Source organism: Ligilactobacillus aviarius subsp. aviarius DSM 20655, from assembly GCF_001436315.1.
Classification (GTDB): domain Bacteria; phylum Bacillota; class Bacilli; order Lactobacillales; family Lactobacillaceae; genus Ligilactobacillus; species Ligilactobacillus aviarius.
Window position 1 is genome coordinate 100,003 of the sequence record NZ_AYZA01000016.1, and the last position, 25,628, is coordinate 125,630.

At 39.8% G+C, this 25,628-nt stretch carries 26 protein-coding genes; 10 read left to right on the plus strand and 16 right to left on the minus strand.

Annotated features, from left to right (window positions below; translation table 11 throughout):
* Positions 1-301: 301 nt before the first annotated feature.
* The 7 genes from purB to FC33_RS08405 form a co-directional block, all read right to left on the minus strand.
* Complete coding sequence (gene purB / locus FC33_RS03010) at positions 302-1,594, minus strand: adenylosuccinate lyase (protein WP_057827141.1); 1,293 nt, start codon at positions 1,592-1,594, stop codon at positions 302-304.
* Complete coding sequence (locus FC33_RS03015) at positions 1,594-2,886, minus strand: adenylosuccinate synthase (protein ID WP_057827142.1); 1,293 nt, start codon at positions 2,884-2,886, stop codon at positions 1,594-1,596. The genes purB and FC33_RS03015 overlap by 1 nt, the downstream gene beginning before the upstream one ends.
* Before the next feature lie 234 nt (positions 2,887-3,120).
* Positions 3,121-3,936, minus strand: coding sequence for a 7alpha-hydroxysteroid dehydrogenase (gene hdhA, locus FC33_RS03020; RefSeq protein WP_057827143.1), 816 nt, complete (start codon positions 3,934-3,936; stop codon positions 3,121-3,123).
* A 144-nt stretch (positions 3,937-4,080) separates the two neighbouring features.
* Positions 4,081-4,581: an ECF transporter S component gene (locus tag FC33_RS03025; protein ID WP_057827144.1), complete on the minus strand. Its 501-nt coding sequence runs from the start codon at positions 4,579-4,581 to the stop codon at positions 4,081-4,083.
* Positions 4,571-5,170 (minus strand): TIGR01440 family protein, encoded by a 600-nt coding sequence (locus tag FC33_RS03030; protein ID WP_186806293.1) that lies wholly within the window; start codon positions 5,168-5,170, stop codon positions 4,571-4,573. The genes FC33_RS03025 and FC33_RS03030 overlap by 11 nt, the downstream gene beginning before the upstream one ends.
* 20 nt (positions 5,171-5,190) lie before the next feature.
* A complete protein-coding gene (locus tag FC33_RS03035) occupies positions 5,191-6,006 on the minus strand; it encodes a PfkB family carbohydrate kinase (RefSeq protein ID WP_057827145.1) in 816 nt (271 codons plus the stop codon).
* A gap of 108 nt (positions 6,007-6,114) precedes the next feature.
* Complete coding sequence (locus FC33_RS08405; RefSeq protein WP_164477236.1) at positions 6,115-6,252, minus strand: hypothetical protein; 138 nt, start codon at positions 6,250-6,252, stop codon at positions 6,115-6,117.
* A 316-nt stretch (positions 6,253-6,568) separates the two neighbouring features.
* Between FC33_RS08405 and FC33_RS03040 the strand changes: the two genes are divergently transcribed.
* From FC33_RS03040 to FC33_RS03070, 7 genes are all read left to right on the plus strand, one after another.
* Positions 6,569-7,528 (plus strand): biotin--[acetyl-CoA-carboxylase] ligase, encoded by a 960-nt coding sequence (locus FC33_RS03040; RefSeq protein WP_057827146.1) that lies wholly within the window; start codon positions 6,569-6,571, stop codon positions 7,526-7,528.
* Between the two features lie 11 nt (positions 7,529-7,539).
* Positions 7,540-7,857: a bacteriocin immunity family protein gene (locus tag FC33_RS03045; RefSeq protein ID WP_057827147.1), complete on the plus strand. Its 318-nt coding sequence runs from the start codon at positions 7,540-7,542 to the stop codon at positions 7,855-7,857.
* A gap of 75 nt (positions 7,858-7,932) precedes the next feature.
* Entirely contained in the window at positions 7,933-8,451 is a 519-nt protein-coding gene (locus tag FC33_RS03050; protein ID WP_057827148.1) for a biotin transporter BioY, read from the plus strand.
* Between the two features lie 66 nt (positions 8,452-8,517).
* The gene (locus FC33_RS03055; RefSeq protein WP_057827149.1) at positions 8,518-9,660 is read left to right on the plus strand and encodes a DUF4767 domain-containing protein; all 1,143 of its coding nucleotides are present in this window, start codon (positions 8,518-8,520) and stop codon (positions 9,658-9,660) included.
* 324 nt (positions 9,661-9,984) lie between these two features.
* Complete coding sequence (locus tag FC33_RS03060; RefSeq protein ID WP_057827150.1) at positions 9,985-10,899, plus strand: helix-turn-helix domain-containing protein; 915 nt, start codon at positions 9,985-9,987, stop codon at positions 10,897-10,899.
* Positions 10,900-10,957: 58 nt separating this feature from the next.
* Positions 10,958-12,025 (plus strand): linear amide C-N hydrolase, encoded by a 1,068-nt coding sequence (locus tag FC33_RS03065; RefSeq protein WP_057827151.1) that lies wholly within the window; start codon positions 10,958-10,960, stop codon positions 12,023-12,025.
* 48 nt (positions 12,026-12,073) lie between these two features.
* Entirely contained in the window at positions 12,074-12,661 is a 588-nt protein-coding gene (locus FC33_RS03070) for a TMEM175 family protein (RefSeq protein WP_057827152.1), read from the plus strand.
* Between the two features lie 404 nt (positions 12,662-13,065).
* Here the strand turns inward: FC33_RS03070 and FC33_RS03075 are convergent, their stop codons facing one another.
* Positions 13,066-14,229, minus strand: coding sequence for a GNAT family N-acetyltransferase (locus FC33_RS03075; protein ID WP_057827153.1), 1,164 nt, complete (start codon positions 14,227-14,229; stop codon positions 13,066-13,068).
* Between the two features lie 186 nt (positions 14,230-14,415).
* Here FC33_RS03075 and FC33_RS03080 point away from each other — a divergent pair, with 186 nt between their 5' ends.
* Together FC33_RS03080 and FC33_RS03085 are read left to right on the plus strand one after the other, a co-directional pair.
* The gene (locus FC33_RS03080) at positions 14,416-14,934 is read left to right on the plus strand and encodes a phosphatidylglycerophosphatase A family protein (RefSeq protein ID WP_057827154.1); all 519 of its coding nucleotides are present in this window, start codon (positions 14,416-14,418) and stop codon (positions 14,932-14,934) included.
* A gap of 21 nt (positions 14,935-14,955) precedes the next feature.
* A complete protein-coding gene (locus FC33_RS03085) occupies positions 14,956-15,963 on the plus strand; it encodes an NAD-dependent epimerase/dehydratase family protein (RefSeq protein WP_057827155.1) in 1,008 nt (335 codons plus the stop codon).
* 53 nt (positions 15,964-16,016) lie between these two features.
* Here the strand turns inward: FC33_RS03085 and FC33_RS03090 are convergent, their stop codons facing one another.
* The 8 genes from FC33_RS03090 to FC33_RS03125 all read right to left on the minus strand — a co-directional run bounded on the left by FC33_RS03090 (position 16,017) and on the right by FC33_RS03125 (position 24,974).
* Entirely contained in the window at positions 16,017-17,003 is a 987-nt protein-coding gene (locus FC33_RS03090) for a cation diffusion facilitator family transporter (RefSeq protein WP_057827156.1), read from the minus strand.
* Positions 16,997-17,836: a metallophosphoesterase family protein gene (locus tag FC33_RS03095; RefSeq protein WP_057827157.1), complete on the minus strand. Its 840-nt coding sequence runs from the start codon at positions 17,834-17,836 to the stop codon at positions 16,997-16,999. The genes FC33_RS03090 and FC33_RS03095 overlap by 7 nt, the downstream gene beginning before the upstream one ends.
* 64 nt (positions 17,837-17,900) lie before the next feature.
* Positions 17,901-18,248 (minus strand): MmcQ/YjbR family DNA-binding protein, encoded by a 348-nt coding sequence (locus tag FC33_RS03100; RefSeq protein WP_057827158.1) that lies wholly within the window; start codon positions 18,246-18,248, stop codon positions 17,901-17,903.
* Positions 18,249-18,329: 81 nt separating this feature from the next.
* Positions 18,330-19,787, minus strand: a complete 1,458-nt coding sequence (locus tag FC33_RS03105; protein ID WP_057827159.1) for a glycoside hydrolase family 1 protein — start codon at positions 19,785-19,787, stop codon at positions 18,330-18,332.
* 12 nt (positions 19,788-19,799) lie between these two features.
* Positions 19,800-21,773 carry a beta-glucoside-specific PTS transporter subunit IIABC gene (locus FC33_RS03110; RefSeq protein WP_057827160.1) on the minus strand — a complete coding sequence of 658 codons (1,974 nt, stop codon included), beginning with the start codon at positions 21,771-21,773 and terminating at the stop codon, positions 19,800-19,802.
* Between the two features lie 126 nt (positions 21,774-21,899).
* Positions 21,900-22,748: a PRD domain-containing protein gene (locus tag FC33_RS03115; protein ID WP_057827161.1), complete on the minus strand. Its 849-nt coding sequence runs from the start codon at positions 22,746-22,748 to the stop codon at positions 21,900-21,902.
* Between the two features lie 203 nt (positions 22,749-22,951).
* Positions 22,952-24,298 (minus strand): FAD-dependent oxidoreductase, encoded by a 1,347-nt coding sequence (locus FC33_RS03120; protein WP_057827162.1) that lies wholly within the window; start codon positions 24,296-24,298, stop codon positions 22,952-22,954.
* A 67-nt stretch (positions 24,299-24,365) separates the two neighbouring features.
* Positions 24,366-24,974: a sugar O-acetyltransferase gene (locus FC33_RS03125; RefSeq protein WP_057827163.1), complete on the minus strand. Its 609-nt coding sequence runs from the start codon at positions 24,972-24,974 to the stop codon at positions 24,366-24,368.
* 60 nt (positions 24,975-25,034) lie between these two features.
* On the opposite strand from FC33_RS03125, the gene FC33_RS03130 reads away from it, so the two are divergent.
* Positions 25,035-25,601 (plus strand): sugar O-acetyltransferase, encoded by a 567-nt coding sequence (locus FC33_RS03130; RefSeq protein WP_057827164.1) that lies wholly within the window; start codon positions 25,035-25,037, stop codon positions 25,599-25,601.
* Positions 25,602-25,628 lie beyond the last annotated feature (27 nt).

The following is a 25,628-nucleotide window of genomic DNA, read 5'->3' on the forward strand; positions in this document are numbered from 1 at the left end:
TAAAGATCATCCTCTCACTTTAAATTAGTTTAACGTTTTCTCACTTATCCCATTTTTGACCCCACAATTGAGATATTTTAATACATAGCTTTATAAAATGTTATCTTTTGCTTTAAATCTTATAAATTAACCTTAATTTTTTGCAAAGCATTTTTAATCATTACTAATAAAAGCCGGTATCATCGGAATCTAAATTCATGAAAAAGGTTAATTTTTTATTAAGAACTTAAGAAATAAAAAATCACCGAAGAAGCTCTCCTTTTTTAACCGAACTTCTTCGATGACTTTCAACTAAATTCAATTATTCAATTCCAACTTGCCGGTAAATCTCATCAAGGTGACGCAGGTGATAACTGTAATCAAAAGCATCATCAATCTCGGCTTTCGGCAAAATATCCGCGATTTCACTTTGATCAACTAATTCACGGAATTGCACATGTTCATTCCATGATTTCGCAGTAAGCTTTTGAACCATATCATAAGCCTTTTCCCGGGACATCCCCGTATTGATCAGTTTCAACAATAACCGTTGGCTGTAAATCAAACCGTAAGTCTTATTCATGTTTTCCTTCATCGTTTCAGGGAATACATCCAAACTTGAAAGGATCTTATTGAACCGGTGCAACATGTAGTCCAAACCAATTGTTGAGTCTGGTAAAATCACCCGTTCGGCCGATGAATGCGAAATATCACGTTCGTGCCACAACGCAACGTTTTCGTAGGCCGTTACAATGTTGCCGCGTAAAACCCGCGCCATTCCGCAAATGTTTTCTGATCCAATCGGATTCCGCTTGTGCGGCATTGCAGATGAACCCTTTTGGCCTGGATTAAAATGTTCTTCCACTTCATGGATCTCAGACCGCTGTAAGCCGCGAATTTCAGTTGCAAATTCCTCTAAACTAGTTGCAATTAATCCCAACGTAGCAATGTATTCCGCATGGAGATCCCGGGGCAATACTTGGCTTGTTACCGGTTGTCGGTTTAATCCAAGTTCTTCCGTAACGCTCTTTTCAACCTCCGGCGGAACGTTCGCGTAGGTTCCGACTGCCCCGCTAATTTCACCACATTCAACGCCGGCAGTAGCATGTTCAAACCGTTCAATATCGCGTTGAATTTCGGTATACCACCGGCACATCTTCAAGCCAAAGGTCATTGGTTCGGCTTGAACACCATGGGTCCGGCCAATCATAACAGTATTTTTATATTTCAATGCCATCTGTTTGATCGTTTCTTTTAACTCTTCTAAGTCTTGTCGCAAAATTTGGTCAGCCTGTTTTAACAAATAACCTTGTGCAGTATCAACCACATCAGTACTTGTAAGACCGTAGTGGACCCACTTTTTTTCTTCGCCAAGGGATTCTGAAACCGTCCGGGTAAACGCAACAACGTCGTGGTGGGTAACCTCTTCCATTTCAGCCACCCGCTCTGCCGTAAACGAAGCGTTTTTGGCAATCTTTTCGGCGTCTTCTTGCGGCACAACTCCAAGTTTTGCCCATGCATTTGTAACCGCAATTTCAACCTTTAACCAAGCACCGTATTTACTTTCATCTGTCCAAATTTTTGCCATCTCTGGGCGTGAATATCTTGCTAACATTACCGATCCTCCCATGCATCCTTCAACGTGATCGTTTGTTCCCGACTTGGACCAACTGAGATCGTCATCAATTGTAAGCCCGTTAATTCTTCAATTCGTTTCAAATACTTCTTGGCGTTTGCTGGTAATTGATCATATTCCGTCACCGTGGAAATATCTTCCGTCCAGCCATCAAATTTTTCATATACCGGTTCACACCGTTCCAATTCTTTCAAACTTGCTGGATAGTAATCGATTTGCTTGCCATCAAGCATGTATGCTGTACAAATTTTAACCTTTTTTAATCCGGTAAAAATGTCTAACAGATTCAAACTCAGACAATTCATTCCGGAAACCCGTTTAGCGTGTCGCATTGCAACCGCATCAAACCAACCGATTCGGCGCGGCCGGCCCGTCACCGTTCCATACTCATGGGCTTTTTCCCGAATCCAATCGCCCGTTTCGTTTGTTAATTCAGTTGGAAATGGTCCTTCACCGACCCGGGTTGAATATGCCTTGCAAACTCCGACCATCTTGGTAAGTGACTGCGGTCCGACGCCGGCACCAGCAAGCGCGCCGCCAACAACTGGATTTGAAGATGTTACATATGGATATGTTCCGTGATCTAAATCGAGCATGATGCCTTGAGCACCTTCAAACAGCACATTCTTACCCGCATTGATTGCTTCGTTTACGAGAACCGATGTATCCGTAACGTAGTCTTTTAACTGTTGACCATATTCGTAATATTCATCGAATAATGAATCAAAATCAAATGGTTCTTCATCATAAATTTTTTCAAAAAGCGCATTCTTCTGTGCTAAGTTTTCTTTTAGTTTTGCCGCAAATGTATCTTTTTCAAGCAAATCGCACATCCGAATCCCAATTCGAGCAGCCTTATCCATGTATGCCGGGCCAATTCCATTATGAGTCGTTCCAACCTTTCGATCACCCCGTTGCTTTTCCTGGGCAATATCAAGTTGAATATGATATGGCAAAATCAAATGAGCCCGACTTGAAATTTTAAGGTTTGATGGCGTCACTCCGGCGTCCTTAAGCATCTGTAATTCACCTAAAAGAGCTTTCGGGTTAACAACCACACCGTTCCCAATCACATTGATTTTTTGCGGTTCAAAAATTCCAGATGGGATCAATTGCAATTTATACGTCTTCCCGTTAAATGCAATTGTATGGCCAGCATTATTTCCGCCCTGATAACGGACGATCATATCCGCCTTTTGTGCCAGCCAATCGGTCATTTTCCCTTTTCCTTCATCGCCCCATTGGCTTCCCATAATTACAATCGATGACATATAAAAATCTCCTTGTTTCTCCTAAATCAATGATTACGATGTAAGTTTACCAATTTTAAGTAATAACCGTCAATAAAAATACGAATATTATTTGAAATGAAAACCAATTATTTAATTATTAATTAACTTATAATTATCATCTTTAGTTATAAATTGATTAACACGAACATTGCTTTAATAAAATACAAAAAAACAGCTGAGCCTCAAAGCCCAGCTGTTATCAGATTAAATCAATTATTTTGTTTGTGATTGGTGTTGCATCCCTTGGAAGTCACCATAAATTGGAGTTGGCAAACCAAAGCCGCCGGCAACCGGAATCAATTCACCAGTAATAAAGCTAGCTTCGTCGCTTAACAAGAACGCAACTGCATTGGCAATGTCCCGCGGTTTAGCAATCCGGTTCAACGGTACATGCTTCAAGAATGTATCTAAGAATGTATCTGACATGTTGTCCAATGCCCCATCGGTTGCAACTAATCCTGGTAAAATAGCATTTACACGGATGTTATCGCGGGCGTATTCAACCGCTGTTTGTTGGGTCAATGAATTGATTGCGGCCTTTGAAACCCCGTAAGCTAAGCGGGCAATATCAGGGGTATTCCCGGCAACAGATGAAATATTAACAATGTTGCCACCCGTCTTTTGCGTCTTCATTTGTTGAACCGCATACTTTGACATGTAATACGTACTCATGATGTTAACATCAACGATCTTCTTAAATGCATCCGGATCGCCATCCGTTAACGTTGTATCTGCTTTGACATCAGTCCAGCCAAAATTATTCACTAAAATATCCAACCGACCGGCATCTGCAACAACGTTTTTAACGGCTTCCTTATATGAAGGATAGTCAAATGCATCATAAAAGACTGATTGGTATTGTTTATTTTCAGCGTTCAATTCTTCCGTTAACTTCCGGTTCTTTTCACTATCCCGGACTGCCATGTAAACCGTTGCGCCTTCTTCAACTAACTTATGTGTAATTTCAAGACCGATGCCGCGACTTGCCGCCGTAACAATGGCAACTTTATTTTCCAATTTCTTACTCATAACTCTTTCATCTCCAATAATTTTATGGTTGCATTTATTCTATTACAAAAAAATATAATAATCAATTCGATTAAAGGTACGTACCAAATTGAAATGATTAAACTAAAAAGGCTGCAATAAGCATTGCAACCTCCGTTAATCTTCTTAGTATTTAATTATCTTCCGCAACTGCGGTGTCAATAACAACGCAACGATCAATCCGACAACGCCTTGAATGCAGTTCATTGGAATTCCAACCAAGCCAGTTTGAACGTTGTATAAAATTGAATCCGAGCAGAAATATCCGGCAACCATGATGATCGTTCCAACAAGCATGATTCCAATCTGCTTCATTTTTGACTTTGCCGCATGCAGACGCTGGAAGAGGAAGCCAACGAGCAAACCCTCAAGTCCATGGACGATCAATGAGAAGAACATGTATTGGCTATATCCCGAAATCAAATCCAACAAAAATCCTGATACGGCACCGGCAAATAATCCCGGCCAAGGTCCATATAACATTGCGACGATAAATATTCCTGCATCGCACAAATTAATGTTTCCATGGGTAAATGGAATCGGAATAATCAAAATCCGACTAATTACAATGTTTAATGCCGTCAATAAAGCAGTCACGGTCATTAATTTTAATTTATTACTTTTCATTTAAGTTCTCCCATGTATCGATCTTGTTCTTATCTGAGAATGTGTACAATGCGCGTTGCCCACCGATCAATTTCGGCCGGGTGTATAAGCCGGTAACATTGGCTGCTCCAATTGTGTGGTGCTTTAACCGAACCGGAACTTGAACAAATTTAACGTGCATTCCAATATCAGTTCCCCCAATGTCAATTCCACCATCGGCAACGATGTGTTCAACTTCAACCGGATCATTCATTTCTTCGTAAGCTGCAACTTGGGTTCCGCCACCCGCATGCATTGATGGGCAAACTGAAACAATTTCAAAGTTGTGCTTTTCGGCAACTTCCCGCTCCATTAATAATGCCCGGTTGATGTGTTCACAACCTTGAATTGCTAAATCGATTTTCCGGGGTTTTAAGAATGCTTGCAAAGTTTCGTAAACAGCTTTTCCAATTGACAATGCAGAATCGGTTCCCATCCATTCGCCCCGAATCATACTTGTACTGCAGCCAACAACAAACAGTGATCCAGGTTTCAAATCAAACTTTTCATTATTAAAATAATCAGTTAACACATCTGACAAATTTTCCTTGATATCTGCTAAATCAATCATGATGATCCTCCCTAAAGCAATTAATCATTCCGCCGAAGCATTGGCGTAATATCTATTCCTAATTTTAAATCATTTTCACTTAAAAGGGTATTGCGAATGCTTGCTTGAATTCGTTTCATGATTTGCGGCAAACAATCGATCAACCGAGCATGTTCACTGAGCTCGCCAATCAAAGCCGCGGCAAACGCATCCCCTGTTCCATAAAAATGACCATCAACTTTGCGCAAATAATTTGTTCCACATGAAACGCCATCATCCCAGTAGCAGCCAACCTGATCTTGCGTTTCAATTCCGGTTACCACTACCGTTGCATTCGGCTTCAATAGTCCCCGCAGTTGACTAACCATAGCTGCAATCTGATCCTCTGAAAATGAAGGTGAATATTGATTTCCTGTCAAAAACGCCAATTCAGTTACATTTGGCGTAACCACGTCGGCAAACGGCAATAGTCGTTTTAATTGCTGACAATAGGTTGCATCCAACAATGGGTAATAATGCCCATTATCAGCCATCACCGGATCGACCAAAAGCAATTGAAAATCATTGATCAACTCGCTTTTTTCAATTAAGTCAATAATTTCCGTCTTTCCTAGATAGCCGATCAACCCAATATTTTCGGTATTCTTAAACTGGTGATGGGCGGTTTCAAACAATGCTTTCAACCATTCAGCGGAGTAATTAGTTCGAATTGTCCCTTCCATTTCAGTTTGGGTAATGAAATTTTGTACCGGAATCTGTAATGCGCGCAAACCATAACTTGCAACGATCGGTCCGGCAACATTCATTGAGATACTGTTTAAACTTGATAAATCTTCAATTATAAATGCGTTTTTCATAATATTCTTTCTTTATTAATAAACTATTTTATGTATTATAAATCGATTTTAACTAAAAAAACAGACCTCCCTAAGAGATCTGCCTATTAAATATTCAGTTTTCAAATTCTAATTTTGTAACTTCTTGGCGTCAGCATCCAATTGTGCGAACCCGGCTCCTTGTTTCTTGGCTGGTTCCTTAGCACGAGCTTCCATTGCTTTCCGAGCAAGTTCTTTCCGCTCTTCCTTACTTAAAGTCTTAGCCATAACTACTCGCCTTCTTCCAATTTCGGAATTAAAATTCCTTACACCCTCGTTATAACGCAATTGTCAGCTGAATCAAGAAAAAAGAATCATTTTTTAATGCAAATAATTTAAGCTCGAAAAAGAATTGAATTTGCCTGCCAATTTCATTACCTTTGAAGTGAGGTAGTTACATCTCATATTACAATTCAATCCTACACATTAAAACACCTAAGATCACTTAATTTCCTCTAATCTTGACACAGACTGATTCCTGGTGTTTTTTATTAACCTTAATCGCTGTATAATGTTTACAAGAATAACTATATGGAGTTTGATCATGGATTTTAAACAGGAAATTTTAAATTTACTTTTTACTTCACAAAATAATTGGATCTCGGGCGACGAACTAGCCCAAAAGTTCAACATTAGCCGCACAATGGTTTGGAAATACATTAAAGCCCTTGAAAATGACGGCTTCCAAATCAAAAGCAAACGCAGCGCCGGCTATCAGCTTGAAACCGGGTATGCATTAAATAATGCACTGATCGAACGTCAACTTGATCAATCCGTTGACGTCCAAACTTTTAAAACGATTAATTCAACTAACACGTATCTTAAAGAATATCTCGGCGTTCATTCGTTAACCCAACCACTAGCGGTGATTGCCGAAAAACAAACAAAGGGTTACGGCCGCTTTAAACGCGATTTTTATTCACCGGATCACGGTGGAATTTATTTAAGTCTTGCCGTTCCGTTGAATAATCAACCCCTTAATCCTTCACTAGTAACAACAAGCATTGCGATTGGGGTCATTCATGCCCTTCAAAAATTCTTTCCGGAACAAAATTTCAGCGTAAAGTGGGTCAACGACCTTTACATTGGTCACAAAAAAATCGCAGGGATCTTAACGGAAGCAACCGCTGACCTTGAATCCTTAGCACCAACCGAATTAGTAATTGGCGTTGGCATTAACCTAACAACTCAAGATTTTCCTAAAGAATTAAAATCAAAAGTGCAAGCCATCAGCGATCGTCTTCCAGCCGACCTTAACACGATTGCTGCTGAACTGATCAATAACTTACTCAGTATTCTCACCGATTATGAAGACGGCCACTATCTTCAAGAATACCGCCAACGATTAAATCTAATGGGCAAACAAATCGATATGCAGGTCGGCTCGAAACTGACACATGGCGAAGTTGTCGATCTTAGCAATGATGGCGGCTTAGTCGTTAAGGACAAACAAAACCATCTTCAAACATATTATTCAGGGGAAGTTCAAAAAATTTATTTTTAAGGAGAAATATCATGGGGAAAATAAGTAATCAAGAATTGTTCGGCCTGATTGATGCCGCATATAACTCACTTCCTGATCATGACCAAAGCGGCCAACTTGGACAATTGATTCTGAAAGCTGCGCAAAATTTAAATCATGGAATGGACTCAATTACCTGTTGCGTAAGATTGATCCATGATTTCTCAACCTATATTTTGATTGACCAGCATATCAAAAACATTAAGTTTACACCTGAAGTCAAACACCTTTACCAAGTTGCAAACCAAATTGCCCAAAAACGCATTGCTGAAAATGGTTTTGTAAATTTAGGCAATCTGTTTTTACGATAATTGTTAACTTTAATATTGATTTATGGTTAACAATATGCAAAACTATCCTTAAATCGTATTTTAAGGAGTTTTTTTATGAAACATTCATCAACAATCAGTCTTGCTCAGGTCGCTTTAATGGCCGCTTGTATTTTAGTTTTAGGGTTTATCCCACCGATTCCAACCGGGATCCTTCCCGTTCCAATTGTTGTTCAAAACCTTGGAATCATGCTTGCGGGAGTTATTTTAGGGCCGAAAAAAGGAACGGCCAGTGTTGCCCTGTTCCTGCTGATTTCATTGATCACCAGTGGGCCCGCCCAATTTTTTAGTCCAACAAGCGGCTATCTTTATACTTGGCTGATCGTCCCATTTCTAATCGGCTTTTGTTTGCAGCAGTTTCATATTCAACGATTCTCATTGACCCTCGTTATCGTTTGGTTATGGGGCGTTTTGTTCATGGACGTTGCGGGTGGAATATGGTTAGCATGGTATACCCATGCCAAATTAACTTCAACTTTAATTTCGAGTTTAGTCTTTATTCCAGGAGATACAGTTAAGGACATTTTGACCGCTCTGATTGGCCCGCGGATCGCCGCCCAAATCAGAAAGAAATAACCTCGTTGAATTGTTTTGATTTTTGATATACTAACAATGTAAATAATTTTAAGGAGTGTGGATCACATGAAAAAAGGATTCCTTCTTGTTCTGCTTTTGACTTCCGCTGTTTTACTTGGCGGTTGCGGAAACTCACAAGTTAGTCATTCAACGCATCAAAACAATGCAGTTAAAACTAATAAGGTTGCTGATCAAAATAACCAAAAGAATCAGTCATCAGCAACGGCCGCAACGACAACAACAGCTAGTGACCAACAGGAACAGTCATCGTGGAATCAATCGAAAAATCAGAAACTGGCTTCATTTATGCAAAAATGGGGTACAACAATGAACCAGCAATATAAGAGCTATGGCCCGGGAAATAATACTAATTTTTACGGCATCGCATTTCCGCAACAGTTCGATCAAACTTTGTTAAAGGTTGATAACCAAACCGTTTCAATGAAATGGTCAAATGACGGAACTGGCAATGCCGATTATAACGTGGTCGCAATCTACTGCGACAGCGATACTGCTCAACCGATGAATGAGCACCTTTACCTCTTTACTTTCCATAATGGCAATCCGGTCGTTTTAATTACCCAACAAACTAACGGGAATGTAACGAAATCTGCCAATAACGGCCCCGATGACGGTTTGCACTTTAAAGAAACGGCTAATCAAGATTTGAGTAACGGATTCAAGGCGATTGCCAATGGAAAGACGCCTAAATTGAATGGCCAAAAGACAAGTAATAATGCTAGTCAAAATTCTAGTTCACAATCAGATGCTCCGGATAACTTCCCGGCAGACATGCAAGGGACATGGTATACATACGATAAAACCGACGATAAAATTACATCGATTACAATTAGTGGTAATAAATTAACCGATTCTGAAGACCCGAATGATGTTACTGAAGTTCATAAGATTACGGATTCAGAAAAACAGGCTAATGAAAATACAAACCCAAGTACAATTGACAGTAGTAAACGAAACTGGGCTTACTTTAACCATATTAATGGATGGTTAAATGTTTATGGCTGGTATCAAAGTGCCGGCGATGGTGAATATTATAAGGTCATGACTGAGAATATTAATGGAAAAGACGTCCCAGTCTTAGCTGCTGCTAGCGGTGCCGGAATTTGGTTAGATAACAATTACTACCGCTCACAAGACTTAGCACAACAGCAACAAGATACGACATATGACGGTGAAAGTACACGTTAATAACAACTAAAAAAATGGTCTGGATCCCACTAATCCAGACCATTTTTATCCCCATAACACTTGTACTCAGGAATAACGATTTTTGAACTCGGATCTGCTTCCCAAGACCCGAATATCAATAATCCGTTCTACGAAAGACCGAAACATTAATTACTTTCTCCGTGATTATTAATTTTATTTGCTATTCCCTACCCTTTAAGTATAACTAAATTATTTTCTTTAAATGGGTGAGATAACCACTATTGGGAATTCGTTGTCAAATTTGCAACTAAATTGTGAAAACGATATCATTAAATTGAAAAATTGCCTTAAGGATGTGATCAAATGGATTTTGGAAAAGCCATTTCAAATATTCGAAGAAACAAACATATTTCAATCCAACAAATTACCAATAACACCATTACTAAATCTTCTTATAACCGGTTCGTGAATGGTGAAACGCAGCCTTCCGTTAACAGCTTTTTGACTTTGCTTCAAAATTTGCATGTCAGTTTTGAAGAATTTCTCTATATTTCGCGCGGGTATAAACCAGATTATTTCAATGAAATTGCAATGCAGATTCGGGACGCGACGATTACCAGAAACATCCCGTTAATGCAGGAAATTCACGCAACGATTTCCACTTATGCACAACAAAATCCAAATAACCAGACTTACCTTCATCTTAAATGCGTCACAACCCTTATTCTAAATTCGCTTCAAAATGAACCACTTGATCAGGAATCCAAGAAGATTCTTTTAAATTACCTTTTGAAATGCGACGTGTGGACCCATTACGAGCACACTCTTTTCAATAGTGTAATTTTTATCTTTGAACCGTCAGCCGTTAACGCCATGGAAAAACGAATCATCCGCAATTTAGATAGTTACGAATTAATGCATATTTATGGAAATGAAAGTTTCCGCAGCTTATGCGTAATTCTTGCGTTTGATATTTCTCATCAGGATTTAATGGCTGCCATCAAGGTCGTCAGCAAGCTTGCTAATTTTTCGCTTCATGCAGACATGCTCTTTGAAAAGACCCTTTATAAGCTCTTTTCAGGAATTGTTTTTCTTCTTTCAGGACAATCAATTGGCCTGCAAAACATTAAGGAAGCAATTCAAATCATGCAGCTAACGGACTCAAAAGACTACTTGAAAGCGACTTTTGCGTTCATTAAAGACGTATGCCAAATTTATGATTTTCATGATGAAGGTCTGGCTCAATTATTAAAAGAAGGTTACCAAAAGTTGGACTAATAACCTTTTAGGGTCCGTTATGCTATAACGAAGATGAAATTAGATAGGAGCTGATCATATGAATTCAAAGATTCGTCAAGTCGCAAAACAACTAAATGCCGGATGTTCAAGTATTGCGTGGGAGACCCAAGACGGCAAACACATCTGGGGCCGGAATTATGATTTCAATTCGATTGCCGAATCAGCAACAACCGTTGTTCCGCGCGGCTTAAAATACTATACTGCCGGAACGCCTTATGATCATAATTTAAGTGAAGAAAACATTGTAACGTCAAAATACGCGGCAGTCGGTGTCGGAACAATGGCCATGCAGGTTACACCCGTCTTTTACGAAGGAATCAACGAAAAAGGATTAATGGGCGGTCAGCTTTTCTATGCTGGATTCGCATCATTTCCTGATGTTCCGCGACCAAATAGCCAAGAACTTAACCCGGGTTATGTTGTTACCCATGCGCTTCTTCAATGTGCAACCGTTGATGAAGTCGTTGACCTGCTTACAAAAAAGGCAACGTGCGTTAACCAATCACTTGCTGGTTCAACCGCAACCGTTCACTGGGTCTTTTCTGACCGTTCCGGGGAAACGATCATTATCGAACCTGATAACCAACAAATGACCATTTACCGGCATACTGCTGGCGTAATGACCAACAGTCCCGATTATCGTTGGCACAAGCAAAACCTTTTAAGTTACTTGAACGTTAAAAACGATGAATTCCCTGACCGTAACATGGATGGCATCGAAGTTCAAAAACCATTTAAGGGAACCGGTGCCCTCGGATTACCTGGTGATTTCACTTCGCAATCGCGTTTTATTCGGGCATCATTTCTTAAATATTATGGCATCAAGGGTCAAAATGAAGAAGAAGGAATTCAATATCTATTCCATTTGCTCGATAACGTGGCCATGCCGCTTGGAATCGTCAAAGTCGCTGATCATGGAAATCAACAAGATTACGATGAAACGATCTATTCGGCTGCAATGTGCGCTGAATCACTGAAGTTTTACTGGAAATCATACAAAAATTCAACGGTTCAATGCGTTGACCTTAATCATGAACTGAATAATACGGAAGTTAAGAGTTTCCCGTTGAATAACGAAACCCCTGATTTTAAAAACGTTAATTAACTATGCTAAACTAAACTGGTTAATTTAATCTGAAAGGAAACTTGTTAAATGAGTAAGGACCGGTTGACCGCGTTTTTTGATGCTGTGCTTGCGATCGTTATGACGGTTTTAGTTTTAAGCTTAAAGCAACCAGCCGCTGCGACGCTAAGTGCCGTTTTAGCATTGCATAAGGAATACTTAACATATGCAACTTCATTTTTTGTTTTATGTATTACCTGGCATAATCTGCACAACACATTTCAAGTCGTTCGTAAAATTAACGGCGGTGTTTTATGGGCAAATTCATTGTTACTTTTTGTGATTTCGTTTTTCCCATACGTAACCACTTTTGTCAGTGATCACTTTTTTGCGCGGGTTGCTGAATTTTTCTTTGGAATCGTCTTTTTACTGATTTCATTAATGTATGTTTTACTTTGCTTTACCCTTTACTGGGCGGATAAAGCCAATAAGGCGCTTTTCCAAGTGATTTATCGACCACGGAAATTTACAATTTATTTTTTGATTCAAATTATAGGATTCATTTGCGGATATTTTTACCCGCCAGCAATCATCATTACGGTGATCCTTGCAACCGCCGTTTGGATAATTCCAGAGCGCCGGGCTGAGCAAATTATCAAAAAACAACATCAGCATTAAAAAACACTCACCAGATTTAAATATCTTGTGAGTGTTTTTACTTATGTGAATCCATTTTGTATTCCTTCAAATTCTATAAATTACGGTTGTACTTTAAGTTCTGCATCAATGCGGTGATTGAAGCTAAATCATGTTTCTTAACAAAGAAATTTAATACTTTTTTCATTGGAATCCCTCCTTCAACCTTTCCTTTAATTTCACCTTTATCCTAACACCGCACCTTAAGCTACCCCAGCCTTTAGCTCGATTTCTAATTGAATTCTTAATTCCCAATCACCGTTTCGCTGTAAGCTTATCTTCCATCGCTTAATCCTTACAGTCGCAATGGATTACAGCCCTTTAAAATTTTAAATTACGACCATAAAAAAAAGAGATTGCTGAGTTTTCTAACAATCTCTTAATAATTAAAAGTAATCATTAAACCCTAAAATATTCTTCTTCACTGCCGAATCAAACTGCGCTAATTGCTCGTCATTAATTGCTTGCACTTGAATTCGATGAAGTTGAACCGCTTGTTTTAAAGACAATTGTCCAAAGAAAAAGGCTGACAAATCATTAATCTTCCCCCTGATTTGCCAATGATCTTCCTGAAACTCTTGTTCGATTCCCGCTTTGCTTACCTTCCAAACGCCGTTATTCGATTGAAGAACATCATCTTCAATCTTGATGAACATTGTTCCAAACTCATTTTCAAACGGATATTTGGCAATAAACCGTTTAAAGTTAACAATTCGGCCCATCATATACGGCTCGACATGCACATTCATTTCACCTGGCTCAAGTGAATAGTGTCCCTGGTAAAAATTGCTGTAATCCTTAAAAATGAACCGTTCAACCATGCTTGAATGCGCCGCAATGAAATTCAACAGCGTTTGGTACGTATCCCAATCTTGGTAATTCATTTCAGAAACAACGATATTCGTCCCCTGAATTTCATAAATTGCATAACCCGTCATTTGAGTTGAATCATAGACCTTCGCTACATTCCATTTATTTTTCAAGGTGAGGTAATGCCACCACCATGGCTGCCGGTTGATCTTTCCATCTTGCGTTGCAACCGTTTGGCGATAATATTCAGCAACCTCATCCACGGAATTTGCAAGCGGTGTTCGTTCGACCTTGCGCTGAGCTTCTACTTTGGCTGGCCGAAACTTTTGCGCATCAATTTCGTATGTAAACGCACTGACAGCCTGCTCATAACCCAACCGGCGATAATAACGTTGCGAGAATGGGGCTAAAAATGACAATTCATATCCATCGGCGTTCATGTCCGCTAAAGCGGTTTTTAATAAGGTAGTTGCGTACCCATGTCCGCCGTATTCCGGATAAGTCATCACATCGCCAATTCCGCCCATTTGAAAAAGCTGATCCCCAATTCGAAGTTCAAACGGCAGCCGATACAAACCACTGACAACCTGATCGCCATCTTTGATTCGAAAAACTTTTCCATGTTCAACCCGATCCATAAAAAACGCTTTCCGCGCGGGTGAATCTTGGCGGTTAAAAGCGTACAGATAAAGTTGATAAAGCGATTCGCGCTCTGACAGCTGTAAAACTAAATCTTCCATTTAAGATTCCTCCTTTCTTATAACGAAATAATAACGCTTTCTTAATTAAATGTATATACCAATTTTAATAAAAAATTAACTCAATAATAACTAAATTGTTGAATGAAATTCCCAGTTCAAATAATTGCTCTGGAAGCGCTTATTTAATATAATGCTGATTGAATAAGTTTAAGGGAAGTGAAATTTATGTCAAAGGATGTTTATCCTGATCAGGAAGTATGGAATTACATTCAAACCGAACTTGAAAAACGCGATATCTCGCTTAACGAAATTGCCACCCATGCTTGGGAACATCAGCGGCAATTCAATCATGAGTTAACGATCGACGAAGCTGAAATGGCCGTGCGCAAAGTTTTAAGTAAACGAGAAGTCCGCAATGCCATTATGGTCGCCCTCGCAATCGACAACCTTGCAAATGCGCATCAGTTACCTGAACCGCTACAGACAATTATTGCTGAAGACAATCCTTGTTTTGGGGTCGATGAAATGCTTGCCATTAACGGGATTGCCCAACTTTACGGGTCAATCGCCGTTTCAAATTTCGGCTACCTTGATGTCCATAAATCAAACGCAGCCAAAAAGCTTGATACCGCGCAAAAAAATGGCGGCCAAATTGCAACCATGCTCGATGATTGCATTTCTGCCATTCAGGCCTGTGCTGAAGGTTATTTAGCCCATAATTTAAGCGCAAGCGATATGGAATAATGAATGAAGGAGGAGATTTCAATGAAATTTAATAAAGTTTTTGTTCTCGGTGGAACCGGTTTTCTTGGATACCATACAATTAAAGAATTATTAAATAATGATATTAAAGTCAAAACTCTTTCACTTCCACCTAAAAAAGATACGGTAATCAAAGAAGATAATCCCCTTGAAGGTATGGACAATGTTGAATGTTTCGTTGGAAATATCAATGAAATGAATGACCACGAAGTCGTTGAGATGTTAAGCGATTGTGATGGCTTTATTTATGCTGCCGGAGCCGATGAACGAATTCAAGCTGAAATTCCAGCAAAACGATTTTACTATGAGGCAAATGTTTTACCAACGCAACGGATGGTTCGCCTGGCCTGTCAAGCAGGATTGAAAAAATTTGTTGTCTTTGGCTCATACTTTGCTGAAATGGCTGAACGTTATCCTGAAACCGGTTTGAAAGACTCACCGTACATCAACACCCGTCTTCTCCAAGAACAAGTTGCTTTTGCTGAAGGCGAAGGCAAGATGGAAGTTTGCGGATTACGCTTACCATACATCTTCGGAACAATGAAGGAACGTATGCCATTATGGCAAATGTTTGTTGACCGAATTCGCGACAATGATGTTTATCCAGTCTTTAAAGGTGGAACTGCATGTGTAACGGCTACCCAAGTTGGTGAAGCTGCGGTCGGCGCCCTCCTCTATGGTCACCACCGGGAAACATTTGCCATCGGTGACATTAACATGACCTACGAAGAATTCGCCAATATCATCAAAGATGAACTTGGAACAAACACTCAAATTCCAGTCATCACCCTTGAAGAAGGGTTGCCAACTTACAAGGAACTTGATCGGAATCTTGCCGACCAAAATCGCGAAAGCGGCATTCACATGGAAATGATTGCCCACGTTCAACAGAAATTCTGTTACTTAAACTGGGCCGATACTTTCCCAAAGTTACACGTGAAACGCGAAGATATTCGCGAAGAACTGCGGAAGACGATCCGGTATATTATTGAACTCGAAAATCAACAGTAAATGTTTCATGTGAAACACATAAAAAGCGATGAGCAAAAATTGCTCATCGCTTTTTAAATTTCATTTGGATAAAAAATAATCTTTGTATCCGAAACGCCGCACTCCTGCTTTAAGGTTTCTTCAATCTGTTCAGCAAGAATAAATGATTCTTTAACAGTCATCTTCCCACTAACTGTTACCTCGGCTTCAACGGTCACCAAACTTCCGTTATAGTGTGCTGTTAAGCCCGGGACGGATTTGATTTGCGGATTATTTAAAATTACTTTTTTGTATTTTTCTTCTTTTCGCGGATTAAAGTAATCAGCAAGGTTCAAACTGCTTTTAAGAAAAATTTTAAATCCCGAGTACAGAATGAAACAACCAATAATGATACTGGCAACACTGTCGACCCACCGAATGCCAAATTTCCACATTACAAAAATTGAAACGGCAGTTCCAACACTCGTTAAAATATCACCCAGACTGTCTTGGGCCGAAGCTAACAACGCTGCGCTGTTGGTCTTTTTACCACTTGAATAGTTAATGATATAAATCAAAAGAATCAAAATAACGGAAATCCCAGCTCCAACAATTCCAATTGGATTCGGGATTTTTTGTGTCTTAAGATTCATTAATGCGTGAATCCCGCCGCTAATAATATTGACTGCAATTCCAATCATCAAAATCGAAGTTACAAGCGTAAAAATCGTTTCAAAGCGGAAGCGTGATAAACGCACCCTTTTCTGGTTACTCAACTCATTTTGATCACTCACCGGAAATCCAATCAGCCGCGTTTCATCTTCATCACTGGCAATGTGAATTCCAACAATCAATAGGAACGTCGAAATCACCCCGGATAAGTTATTAAAGGCATCCGCTTTTAAAACCTCCGCCCCACTCTGGATTGCAAGCCAATATTCGATCAGGAAAATTAAAACATACGTCAGAACATTAAAAAACAAATTACGTTTAACGACGCGATAGTTTTTGAATTGTTCCGATTGCAACTTTTCCCACGTCACACTTTCATTTTCTTCATATGAGTTATCTTTTTTTACCATTCAATCTTCTCCACGTTTGATAATGCTTGCGTTAAGTAATCGCACTTTTGATTTTCAGCAGCAACTTTTGCTTGATTGAACGTAAACTTTCCGGTCCGCAATAATTCTTCATATAGATCATAGTATGGAATTTCCCGTTCATGGGCAATTTGCAATTCCTTTTCTAAGTCATAAGGAACATTACGTTGATCCCAACTTAAAACACTTCGATGATTGATCGTTAAAATGCCGTAACTGGCTTTTCCACTGATTTCTAACCGATCAGATACTGGCATTCCAACACTTCCGGGATTGAAAATGTACCGGCCATCATTCGTCATCCGTAAAATTGAACGATGCGTATGGCCGTAAATTCCAACGTCCGCATCAGTTTGACTCATCAATTCGTCAAAATTAGCCTGTTCATTTGTTGGATAACTGAAACCGCCGCGGCATTTAGTTGGAGTCGAATGAAAAATATTAAAAGTAATTTCTTCGACTTTAATTTCCTGTCTCAATGGTAATTGGGATAACCAATCAAATTTTGCTTTTCCAAGTTTTTCCCGGTCATACGTCGAAGTAATGATCGCCATAATTGCTTTTGGATTATTTTCAAAATCCGTGAATTGATGATCAATCAAACTTCGATAAACCGCCTCATGATTCCCAATGATCCACGTTAACGGGTTAACCTGTTGAAGGGCTTCAACACATTCCAACGGCTCTGGCCCGCGATTCGTAATGTCACCTAAAACAATGTAATCATCAACGTTTTGTTTTTGGGCATCTTCCAATACAGCCTTCAATGCTTGATAGTTCCCATGACTATCGCCGATCAATGCTAATTTTCGCATCTCAATCCCTCGCTTTAGTTTGATCTTTACTTTTAATCTTAATCATTCCGTTAATAATTGACAATTACTTGGCTGTTAACTTTGCACTTTCTTTGATAAGTCCTAAGAGCTCATCTGCCGTCAGTGAAGTCAAATTAACCGCAACCGTATTCCAATGAACTTTATTCATATGATATCCAGGATAAAATCCCGTTTCACTTTGTCTTAAAATGTCACCTTTATCTGGATCAAGCTTAATATCAATCAATAATTGACCGTCAATTTCAAAAATCAGCGCCATGATTTTATTATTCGATTGATGTTTGATAACCGTCCATTTGATTTTTTCATGACTATTCAGTCCGTTAAACGGATAACATTCATAACCATCTGTATTAGCTAATACCAAATCAATTAATTCCTGCCGTTCCAATGTTTCACCCTTTTCCGTTTGTGTTTCACATGAAACATTATATAAAAAAGGTTCTGGCTTCCACCAGAACCTTCTTGATGATTATAATTCTTCACCATTTGATTTAATTACTTTCCGGTACCAATCAAACGAATCTTTCTTCATCCGTTTCATTGTTCCATGACCTTGATCATCGCGGTCAACATAAATGAATCCGTAACGCTTTGACATTTGCCCTGTTCCAGCTGAAACTAAGTCAATGCATCCCCAAGTCGTGTATCCGCGTAAATCAACTCCATTTTGGATTGCGCGGTCCATGGCTTCAATGTGTTCTTTCAAATATTGAATCCGGTAGTCATCATGGATTTTACCATCAGCATCGATTTTGTCGATTGCTCCTAATCCATTTTCGACAATCATCATCGGTAATTCATACCGGTCGTACATCTTTTCAAGGTAGTATTGCAACCCGTCTGGATCATCTGCCCATTCCCATTCGGAATAATTCAGGTATGGATTCCGGGCGCCGGTTGAAAGGTTTCCGCCAACTTCTTCCTGATCTTTATGGGTCGTAACCGCACTCGACATGTAATACGAGAAAGTATACATATCAACCGTTCCGTTTTTCAAAATCTCACGATCTTCATCAGTAATATCAAGTTTAACATGATGCTTATCCCATAACCGGTGAGCAAACGTTGGATACTTTCCTTTGCATTGCACATCGCCGCAATAATAGATGTCACGTTCCCACATATGTTCATTTAATAGGATGTCCTTTGGATCCGGTGTCAACGGATAAGTTGCAATTCCGCAAATCATGCATCCAATCTGATTATTAGGATCGATTTGATGTCCAATTTGAACGGCTTTTGCACTTGCAACAAATTGATAATGCAACTTTTGGTATGCGTGCTGGTATTCTTCATCGGAAGCTTGATGACCGCCAAAGTGCATGAACATGACCGTACTGTTGATTTCATTAAACGTTAACCAATAGTGAACTAATCCCTTGTATTCTTTAAATAATGTTTCAGCAAACTTAGCATATAAATCAATGACTTTCCGGTTACCCCAGTCATGGTACTTTTCTTCCATTGCAAGCGGATCGTCGGAATGCGAAATTGTAACTAACGGTTCAATGTTGTACTTATGCAACTCTTCAAAGACTTTCCGGTAAAAATCAAGTCCTGCTTGATTCGGCTTGTCTTCTTCACCCGTTGGAAAAATCCGCGACCATGAAATCGACATCCGGAACATTTTAAAGCCCATTTCAGCAAAAAGTTTGATGTCTTCTTTGTAGTGATGGTAAAAATCAATTGCTTCCTGGTTCGGGTAATATTCGCCGGGCAAAACGGCCCCAGTTGCATCACTCGGAATAAATGACCCCTTTCCTGTTCGCCCATCCTTAAACTTATATGTTACTTGACGGTTTTGATGAAGCGAACCGGCCGTGGTTACATCCGTCCGGGCCAGTCCCCGACCATCAACATTATATGCGCCTTCAATTTGGTTAGCAGCCGTTGCGCCGCCCCAATAAAAATTCTTTGGAAAACTCATCTCTCAAACCTCCTATTTCAAGCTAAGTAATTCGTCGCCGGCATTCACTTGACCTTCCTTAATGGCTTTGATTTCGTGATAATTCTTTGAGTTAGTGATTACCATCGGAATTGTAGTGTCATAACCGGCGTTTTTAATTTCATCTAAATCAAATTTAATTAACTGTTGTCCCTTGGTTACGTGGTCACCTTTATTAACCAATGTTTCAAATCCTTTTCCTTGAAGTTCAACGGTATCCATTCCAATGTGGATCAAAACTTCAGCACCGTCTTTCGTCCGTAACCCAATTGCGTGTCCAGTTGGGAACGTCATCAAAACTTCGGCATCATCAGGAGCGGCGATTACATTATCTGATGGTTCAACGGCAACGCCCTTACCCATCGCACCTGATGCAAACACTTCATCTTTAATACTTGCAAGCGGAACGGCATTTCCTTTGATTGGACTTGCCAAAGTTGTTGCTGGGTTGTAGCAAACATTTTGCTTTTCCGGTTGAGCACCTTGAGTTTCGTCATGATCATAAACTTCATCAACCACTGGTGCTGGAGCTTCAACGGCAGCAGCAACTTCTGGGCCATCAACCGCATTTTTACCAAAGAGAACTTGAAGAAGGAACCCGAGAATAAAACCAACAACGGAAGCAATAATTGTTCCCCAGAAGCCCATGCCAATTCCAGCCTTTGGGTTAATCATTGATGGATATACAAAGATTCCCATTCCACCCATCATATATCCAAGTCCATGGAATGCACCAATAATTCCACCAGTAACAGCCCCGGCAATACAACTTAAAATAAATGGCTTTTTCCGTGGAAGGGTTACCCCGTAAATTGCAGGTTCAGTAACCCCAAAGATTCCGGAAACAAACGCTGGAATCGCAACGGAACGCAACTTTTGATCTTTGGTTTGGAAAATAATTGCTAAAACAACGCCGATTTGAGCAAAGCAAACAGCTGTTGACATTGGTAAAATTGGCATATAACCTAAAGCAGCTAAGTTAGCCATTGCGACGGCAACAATTCCCCAATGGAGGCCGAACATAACAAACACTTGCCAGAAACCAGCTAATAATAATCCAGCCAAAATTGGACTAAAGCCGTAGACTGCTTTACATGCAAATCCAATAATATCACCTAACCAGGTAGCAACTGGTCCAATGACAATCAAGCTAACCGGAACGGCAATCAACAATGTAAAGAACGGAACTAAGAACAACTTAACCGTTTCTGGAATAATCTTCTTCATCCATTTTTGGACATGACCGGCAAACCAAACCGCTAAAATAATCGGGATAACTGATGAAGTATAGCTCGCAGCCACTACCGGAATTCCTAAGAACGTTGCGTGAATTTCAGATTGTAAGAATGTTCCTTTAAATAACGTAAAGAGAACATGGTGACTGCTTGCCATGGCGACAATCGATGGATAACACATGACAGCCGCAATCGTTAAGCCAATGTACTTATCAAGGTGAAACTTCTTTGATGCACTTAATGCTAAAACAATTGGTAAGAAGTAGAAGAAACTGTCCCCAATTGCATACAAAATTTGATACGTCCCTGAAGTTTTGGCAATCCATCCCAATGAAGCAAACATGGCGGCAAAGCCTTTGATCATTCCGGCAGCACACAACGGACCTAAGGCCGGGGTGAAAATGCTTGAAATCATATCGATAAACCGATCAAGCAAACTCATATTACTTGTGTCTTCATAGTCATCTGGAACTTCCCCACCGCCGGAGAAACCACCGATTTTGATCAATTCATCATAAACATCGGCAACATTATTTCCAATTACAACTTGATATTGACCACCGGCTTTAACGACCGAAATGACGCCGTCAATGTTTTTGACTTCTTCATCATTGGCTTTCTTTTCATCCTTTAACTTAAACCGTAACCGGGTCGTACAGTGAACCACACTGATTACGTTATCCTTACCGCCGACCCCGGCAATAATCTTTTTGCATAAATATTGATATGCCATTTGAAACTCCTCCTTTTAAAACAAAAAGCCCAAATTTAACCGCATTATATAGAATCATCATGCTGATCATTCCATATAAATTGATTAAATTTGAGCTAATGCCTAATTGAATAGTAACACGCGAATTTAATCATCTGTCTGACGATGAGTTACCCGCCAAACATGTAATATTAAGTAAACTTTATCATCTGGATTTAACTGCCAGCCATTCTTATTGGTAAGAAACGTATTGATTCGTTCAACCGTTTCGGCTGCTTGCGGGTAACGTTGCCGCATAATTTCCAAAACCGCAGGATCAAGTTCCTGTCCTTGATGCCATTTACCACTAAGATGTTGAACCATTAGTGACCGTAAATGGTTCACGAACCGATTATAGTTAAATGAATCATGATCAAGTTCAATATGATAATCATACTGGACAATTGAAACGATTCCCGCAATCAACTGCGTAATTTTAACGGTATCTTGCAACTTGGTTCCATCGCTTTCAGCATCAAGCAAATGATAAGTCATAAAGATCTGCTCACTTGCCGGTAATTTGACTGAAAGCTCGCTTTCAATCAGCTGAATTGCCTCACACGCTAATTTGTATTCGTTTGGAAAAAGATGCTTGACGTTCCACCGGACAGTTCCATCCGGAATTTCAATTCCATCTAAAGAACGTTTCAATGCAAAATCAATGTGATCAACCAACACAAAGTATTGATAATCGGAAAAATTAAGGTTCCCCTTTTGAGCAAGCATTGCTGTCACCTTTGAAGTTACTTCAATGGCTTGCGGCCGGATATTTTTGAATTCTTCAATTTCAGGCGTATTTGAATCAGATGGAACAAACCGCCGTTCAATCTTCCCTTCATCAACTAAGTCTCCCGGATGTTTGCCAAATCCGATTCCATTCCCGATAATTACATATTCTTTTCCGGAATCATCTTCAACTAATGCTGCGTTGTTATTGAAATTCTTGAGATATCTCATAACTTTTTCTCCTCAATACACAAAAAGTCTACAACTTAAGAGTACATCAAATTAGTTTATCAGCTACCCTTAACTTGTAGACTTATGCCTGATCGAATCAGTAACACGTCCTTTACAAAGATTATATTACATATAATTGTAAGCGCTGTCAATATTAAAAATAAAAAATAGAAGAAATTTCTTTCTTCTATTCTTACCATTAACTATTTCGTTTCATTTGCCTTATCGACGGCTGCCATCGCAACCTTATTTAACCAGTTTAATGGCTGGTCAAAGTTTGGTTGGAATAACATATCAACACCGGCAAGGTCTTCAATTGTCATTTTGTTTTGAATTGCAAGTGATAATACGTTGGCCGATTGTGATACATCATGTTTGCTATAAACGGCTCCACCTAAGATTCGGTGCGTCGCTGGATCCCAAACTAACCGGGAAACAACTGGCGTCGTTGTAAGCATGAATTCCGGCCGGTAATTTTCTTCAGTCGTCACTGAATCAACTGTTAGCCCCCGTGCTTCGGCACCTTCAACCGTTAAACCAGAAGCTGCCATACATGTGCCGAATAATTCAACGGCTGAGGTCGCTTGCGTTCCCATGTATTTGACGGTTGGCTTATCAATATTTTGCCCAATTAAAATTCCTTGGTGGATCGCATTAGTTGCCAATGGAATGTAATCTGCTTTGCCCGTTGGATTGTAATGAACGTTGGTTGCATCACCGGCAGCATAAATATCCGGATCGCTAGTTTGCATGTATTCATTTGTCCGAATAGCTTTGTTCGGAAGCATATCGAGCTTGCCTTCTGCTAACTTGGTATTCGGTTTGAAGCCGGCACACCAAACCGCAATGTCAGCTTCATACTCGCCCTTATCGGTTTTCACGATGACCTGGTCACCCGCATCTTCAAAGGATTGAACCTTTTGTCCTAATGCTAACTTTGTACCGTGATCCCGATATTCTTGTTCAATTCGGTCACTGATTTCCTTATCAAAGTTCTTATATAAAACCCGTGGGAATGCATCGATCAAGGTTACATCTTTCCCAGCCGTTGTTGCCTGTTCTGACAATTCAGCGCCAATGTAGCCGGCCCCAATGATCACCGCTTTTTCAATTCCTGCAAATTTTTCACGTAAAACTTGAGCATCACCGTAATCCTTGCAAAGGTAAACTTTAGGATTATCAATGCCTTTGATTGGAGGTACGACCGGTAACGAACCGGTAGTGATAATCAGTTTGTCATAGTCTTGAACGAATTCTTTCCCGCTATTCAAATCCTTAACCTTTAGTTGCTTAGCGTTAGGATCGATGTTCAAAACTTCATGTTGCATTTTCATGTGCGCCCCGATTTTTTCAAGCTCTTTCGGACTTGAATAGAACATTTTATTCGGGTCTGCAATGTGATTGCCCACCCATAATGCGATTCCGCATGAAAGGAATGAGACGTTGTCGTTTCTTTCAAAAACCGTGACATCGTAATCAGGATGATCTTTTAAAATTTGCATCGTTGCAAATGTTCCTGCGTGGGTTGCACCAATAATACTGATTTTCATTTGTCAGCACCTCTTTATATGTAATTTCACTTTAAGAATACTTAAAGAGGTTCCAACTTGCAAATGATTACTCTGCTTTATCAGAAAGATTTTCAATCACTGTACATGGCGTCCCGGCTGCAACCACATCTGCCGGAAGATCATGCGTTACAATGCTTCCTGAACGAATGACCGTATTGGCACCAATCGTGATTCCCGGTAAAACCGTAATGTCATTTCCAATTGAAACATGACTGCCAATCGTAATTGGATGATCACTGCACCAATGATCTGCCCTCTTTTGCGGATCAAATGCATGGTTTGAGGTATAAATGCCGCAGTTATCACCTACTTGAACGTAATCGCCGATTTTAATCACATTACAATCAATTACCTTTAAATTCTGCCCGGCATAAAAATGATCACCAACATGCAAATTAAACCCAAACTCAGTAATAAATCCTTTACCGATTTCAGCATGAGTTCCTAAATCGCCAAAAAGATCCCTTATCAGCTGCATTTCGCCATGACCGGTTTGCGCAAACGTTTGATTAAACTGACGGCAAACATAAAAGGCATGGTTGCGTGCCTGTTCAATTAGCGGGTCATAATCATAGTACAATTTTCCTGTATTTGTAATTTGCTTAACATGTTCAATTTCTGCAGCCGTTAACGCTTGATGCATTTCTAAGTCCAAAGTTTCACCTTCAATGCGGTATACTTAAGGTAATTATAAACCTTTAAAGAGGAGTTTCACATGAAACAAACAATTGAAGAAGTTAACCAGTTGATCAATAACCAAGAATTTGATGCCCGTGATCCCCACATCATGGCTGCCTACCAAAAAGCATTTAATCAGTGTTTTGAATATAACCAGCAAGTTGATCAAAATCACGGCTACAATTTAGAATTACTGTCAGCCCTTTTCCATCAAATCGGAACTGATCCTTATATTGAACCAGATTTCCATTGCCAGTTTGGATTCAATATTACAATGGGAAATGAAGTTTTTTTGAATCACGATTGTACCCTAATGGACTACGCTCCGATCACGATCGGTAATCAAGCAAACATTGCCCCCAAAGTTGGCATGTATACGGCACAACCTGCCCTTGATCCGCAAAAACGGGAGCATCATATTATGACTGCGCAACCAATTACCATCAAAAACAATGTCTGGATTGGCGGCAACGTCTGCATTCTTGGCGGCGTCACCATCGGCAACAACGCAATTATTGGAGCTGGCAGCGTCGTTGATCATGACGTTCCCGATAATGCCGTGGTTGTCGGAAATCCGGCAAAAGTTATTCGAATCATTAAATAAAAGAACCCGAGAAGTTCTCGGGTTCTT

Excerpts from the sequence above, each read along its gene's own strand:
- FC33_RS03045 (WP_057827147.1), top strand. The coding sequence starts at position 7,540 with ATGGGGAAAATAAGTAATCAAGAATTGTTCGGCCTGATTGATGCCGCA.
- FC33_RS03110 (WP_057827160.1), bottom strand. The coding sequence starts at position 21,773 with ATGGCATATCAATATTTATGCAAAAAGATTATTGCCGGGGTCGGCGGT.
- FC33_RS03085 (WP_057827155.1), top strand. The coding sequence starts at position 14,956 with ATGAAATTTAATAAAGTTTTTGTTCTCGGTGGAACCGGTTTTCTTGGA.
- FC33_RS03080 (WP_057827154.1), top strand. The coding sequence starts at position 14,416 with ATGTCAAAGGATGTTTATCCTGATCAGGAAGTATGGAATTACATTCAA.
- FC33_RS08405 (WP_164477236.1), bottom strand. The coding sequence starts at position 6,252 with ATGGCTAAGACTTTAAGTAAGGAAGAGCGGAAAGAACTTGCTCGGAAA.
- FC33_RS03035 (WP_057827145.1), bottom strand. The coding sequence starts at position 6,006 with ATGAAAAACGCATTTATAATTGAAGATTTATCAAGTTTAAACAGTATC.
- hdhA (WP_057827143.1), bottom strand. The coding sequence starts at position 3,936 with ATGAGTAAGAAATTGGAAAATAAAGTTGCCATTGTTACGGCGGCAAGT.
- FC33_RS03090 (WP_057827156.1), bottom strand. The coding sequence starts at position 17,003 with ATGGTAAAAAAAGATAACTCATATGAAGAAAATGAAAGTGTGACGTGG.
- FC33_RS03120 (WP_057827162.1), bottom strand. The coding sequence starts at position 24,298 with ATGAAAATCAGTATTATTGGTGCAACCCACGCAGGAACATTTGCAACG.
- FC33_RS03055 (WP_057827149.1), top strand. The coding sequence starts at position 8,518 with ATGAAAAAAGGATTCCTTCTTGTTCTGCTTTTGACTTCCGCTGTTTTA.
- FC33_RS03040 (WP_057827146.1), top strand. The coding sequence starts at position 6,569 with ATGGATTTTAAACAGGAAATTTTAAATTTACTTTTTACTTCACAAAAT.
- FC33_RS03065 (WP_057827151.1), top strand. The coding sequence starts at position 10,958 with ATGAATTCAAAGATTCGTCAAGTCGCAAAACAACTAAATGCCGGATGT.
- FC33_RS03060 (WP_057827150.1), top strand. The coding sequence starts at position 9,985 with ATGGATTTTGGAAAAGCCATTTCAAATATTCGAAGAAACAAACATATT.
- FC33_RS03025 (WP_057827144.1), bottom strand. The coding sequence starts at position 4,581 with ATGAAAAGTAATAAATTAAAATTAATGACCGTGACTGCTTTATTGACG.
- FC33_RS03050 (WP_057827148.1), top strand. The coding sequence starts at position 7,933 with ATGAAACATTCATCAACAATCAGTCTTGCTCAGGTCGCTTTAATGGCC.
- FC33_RS03070 (WP_057827152.1), top strand. The coding sequence starts at position 12,074 with ATGAGTAAGGACCGGTTGACCGCGTTTTTTGATGCTGTGCTTGCGATC.
- FC33_RS03130 (WP_057827164.1), top strand. The coding sequence starts at position 25,035 with ATGAAACAAACAATTGAAGAAGTTAACCAGTTGATCAATAACCAAGAA.
- FC33_RS03075 (WP_057827153.1), bottom strand. The coding sequence starts at position 14,229 with ATGGAAGATTTAGTTTTACAGCTGTCAGAGCGCGAATCGCTTTATCAA.
- FC33_RS03105 (WP_057827159.1), bottom strand. The coding sequence starts at position 19,787 with ATGAGTTTTCCAAAGAATTTTTATTGGGGCGGCGCAACGGCTGCTAAC.
- FC33_RS03115 (WP_057827161.1), bottom strand. The coding sequence starts at position 22,748 with ATGAGATATCTCAAGAATTTCAATAACAACGCAGCATTAGTTGAAGAT.
- FC33_RS03030 (WP_186806293.1), bottom strand. The coding sequence starts at position 5,170 with ATGATTGATTTAGCAGATATCAAGGAAAATTTGTCAGATGTGTTAACT.
- purB (WP_057827141.1), bottom strand. The coding sequence starts at position 1,594 with ATGTTAGCAAGATATTCACGCCCAGAGATGGCAAAAATTTGGACAGAT.
- FC33_RS03015 (WP_057827142.1), bottom strand. The coding sequence starts at position 2,886 with ATGTCATCGATTGTAATTATGGGAAGCCAATGGGGCGATGAAGGAAAA.
- FC33_RS03095 (WP_057827157.1), bottom strand. The coding sequence starts at position 17,836 with ATGCGAAAATTAGCATTGATCGGCGATAGTCATGGGAACTATCAAGCA.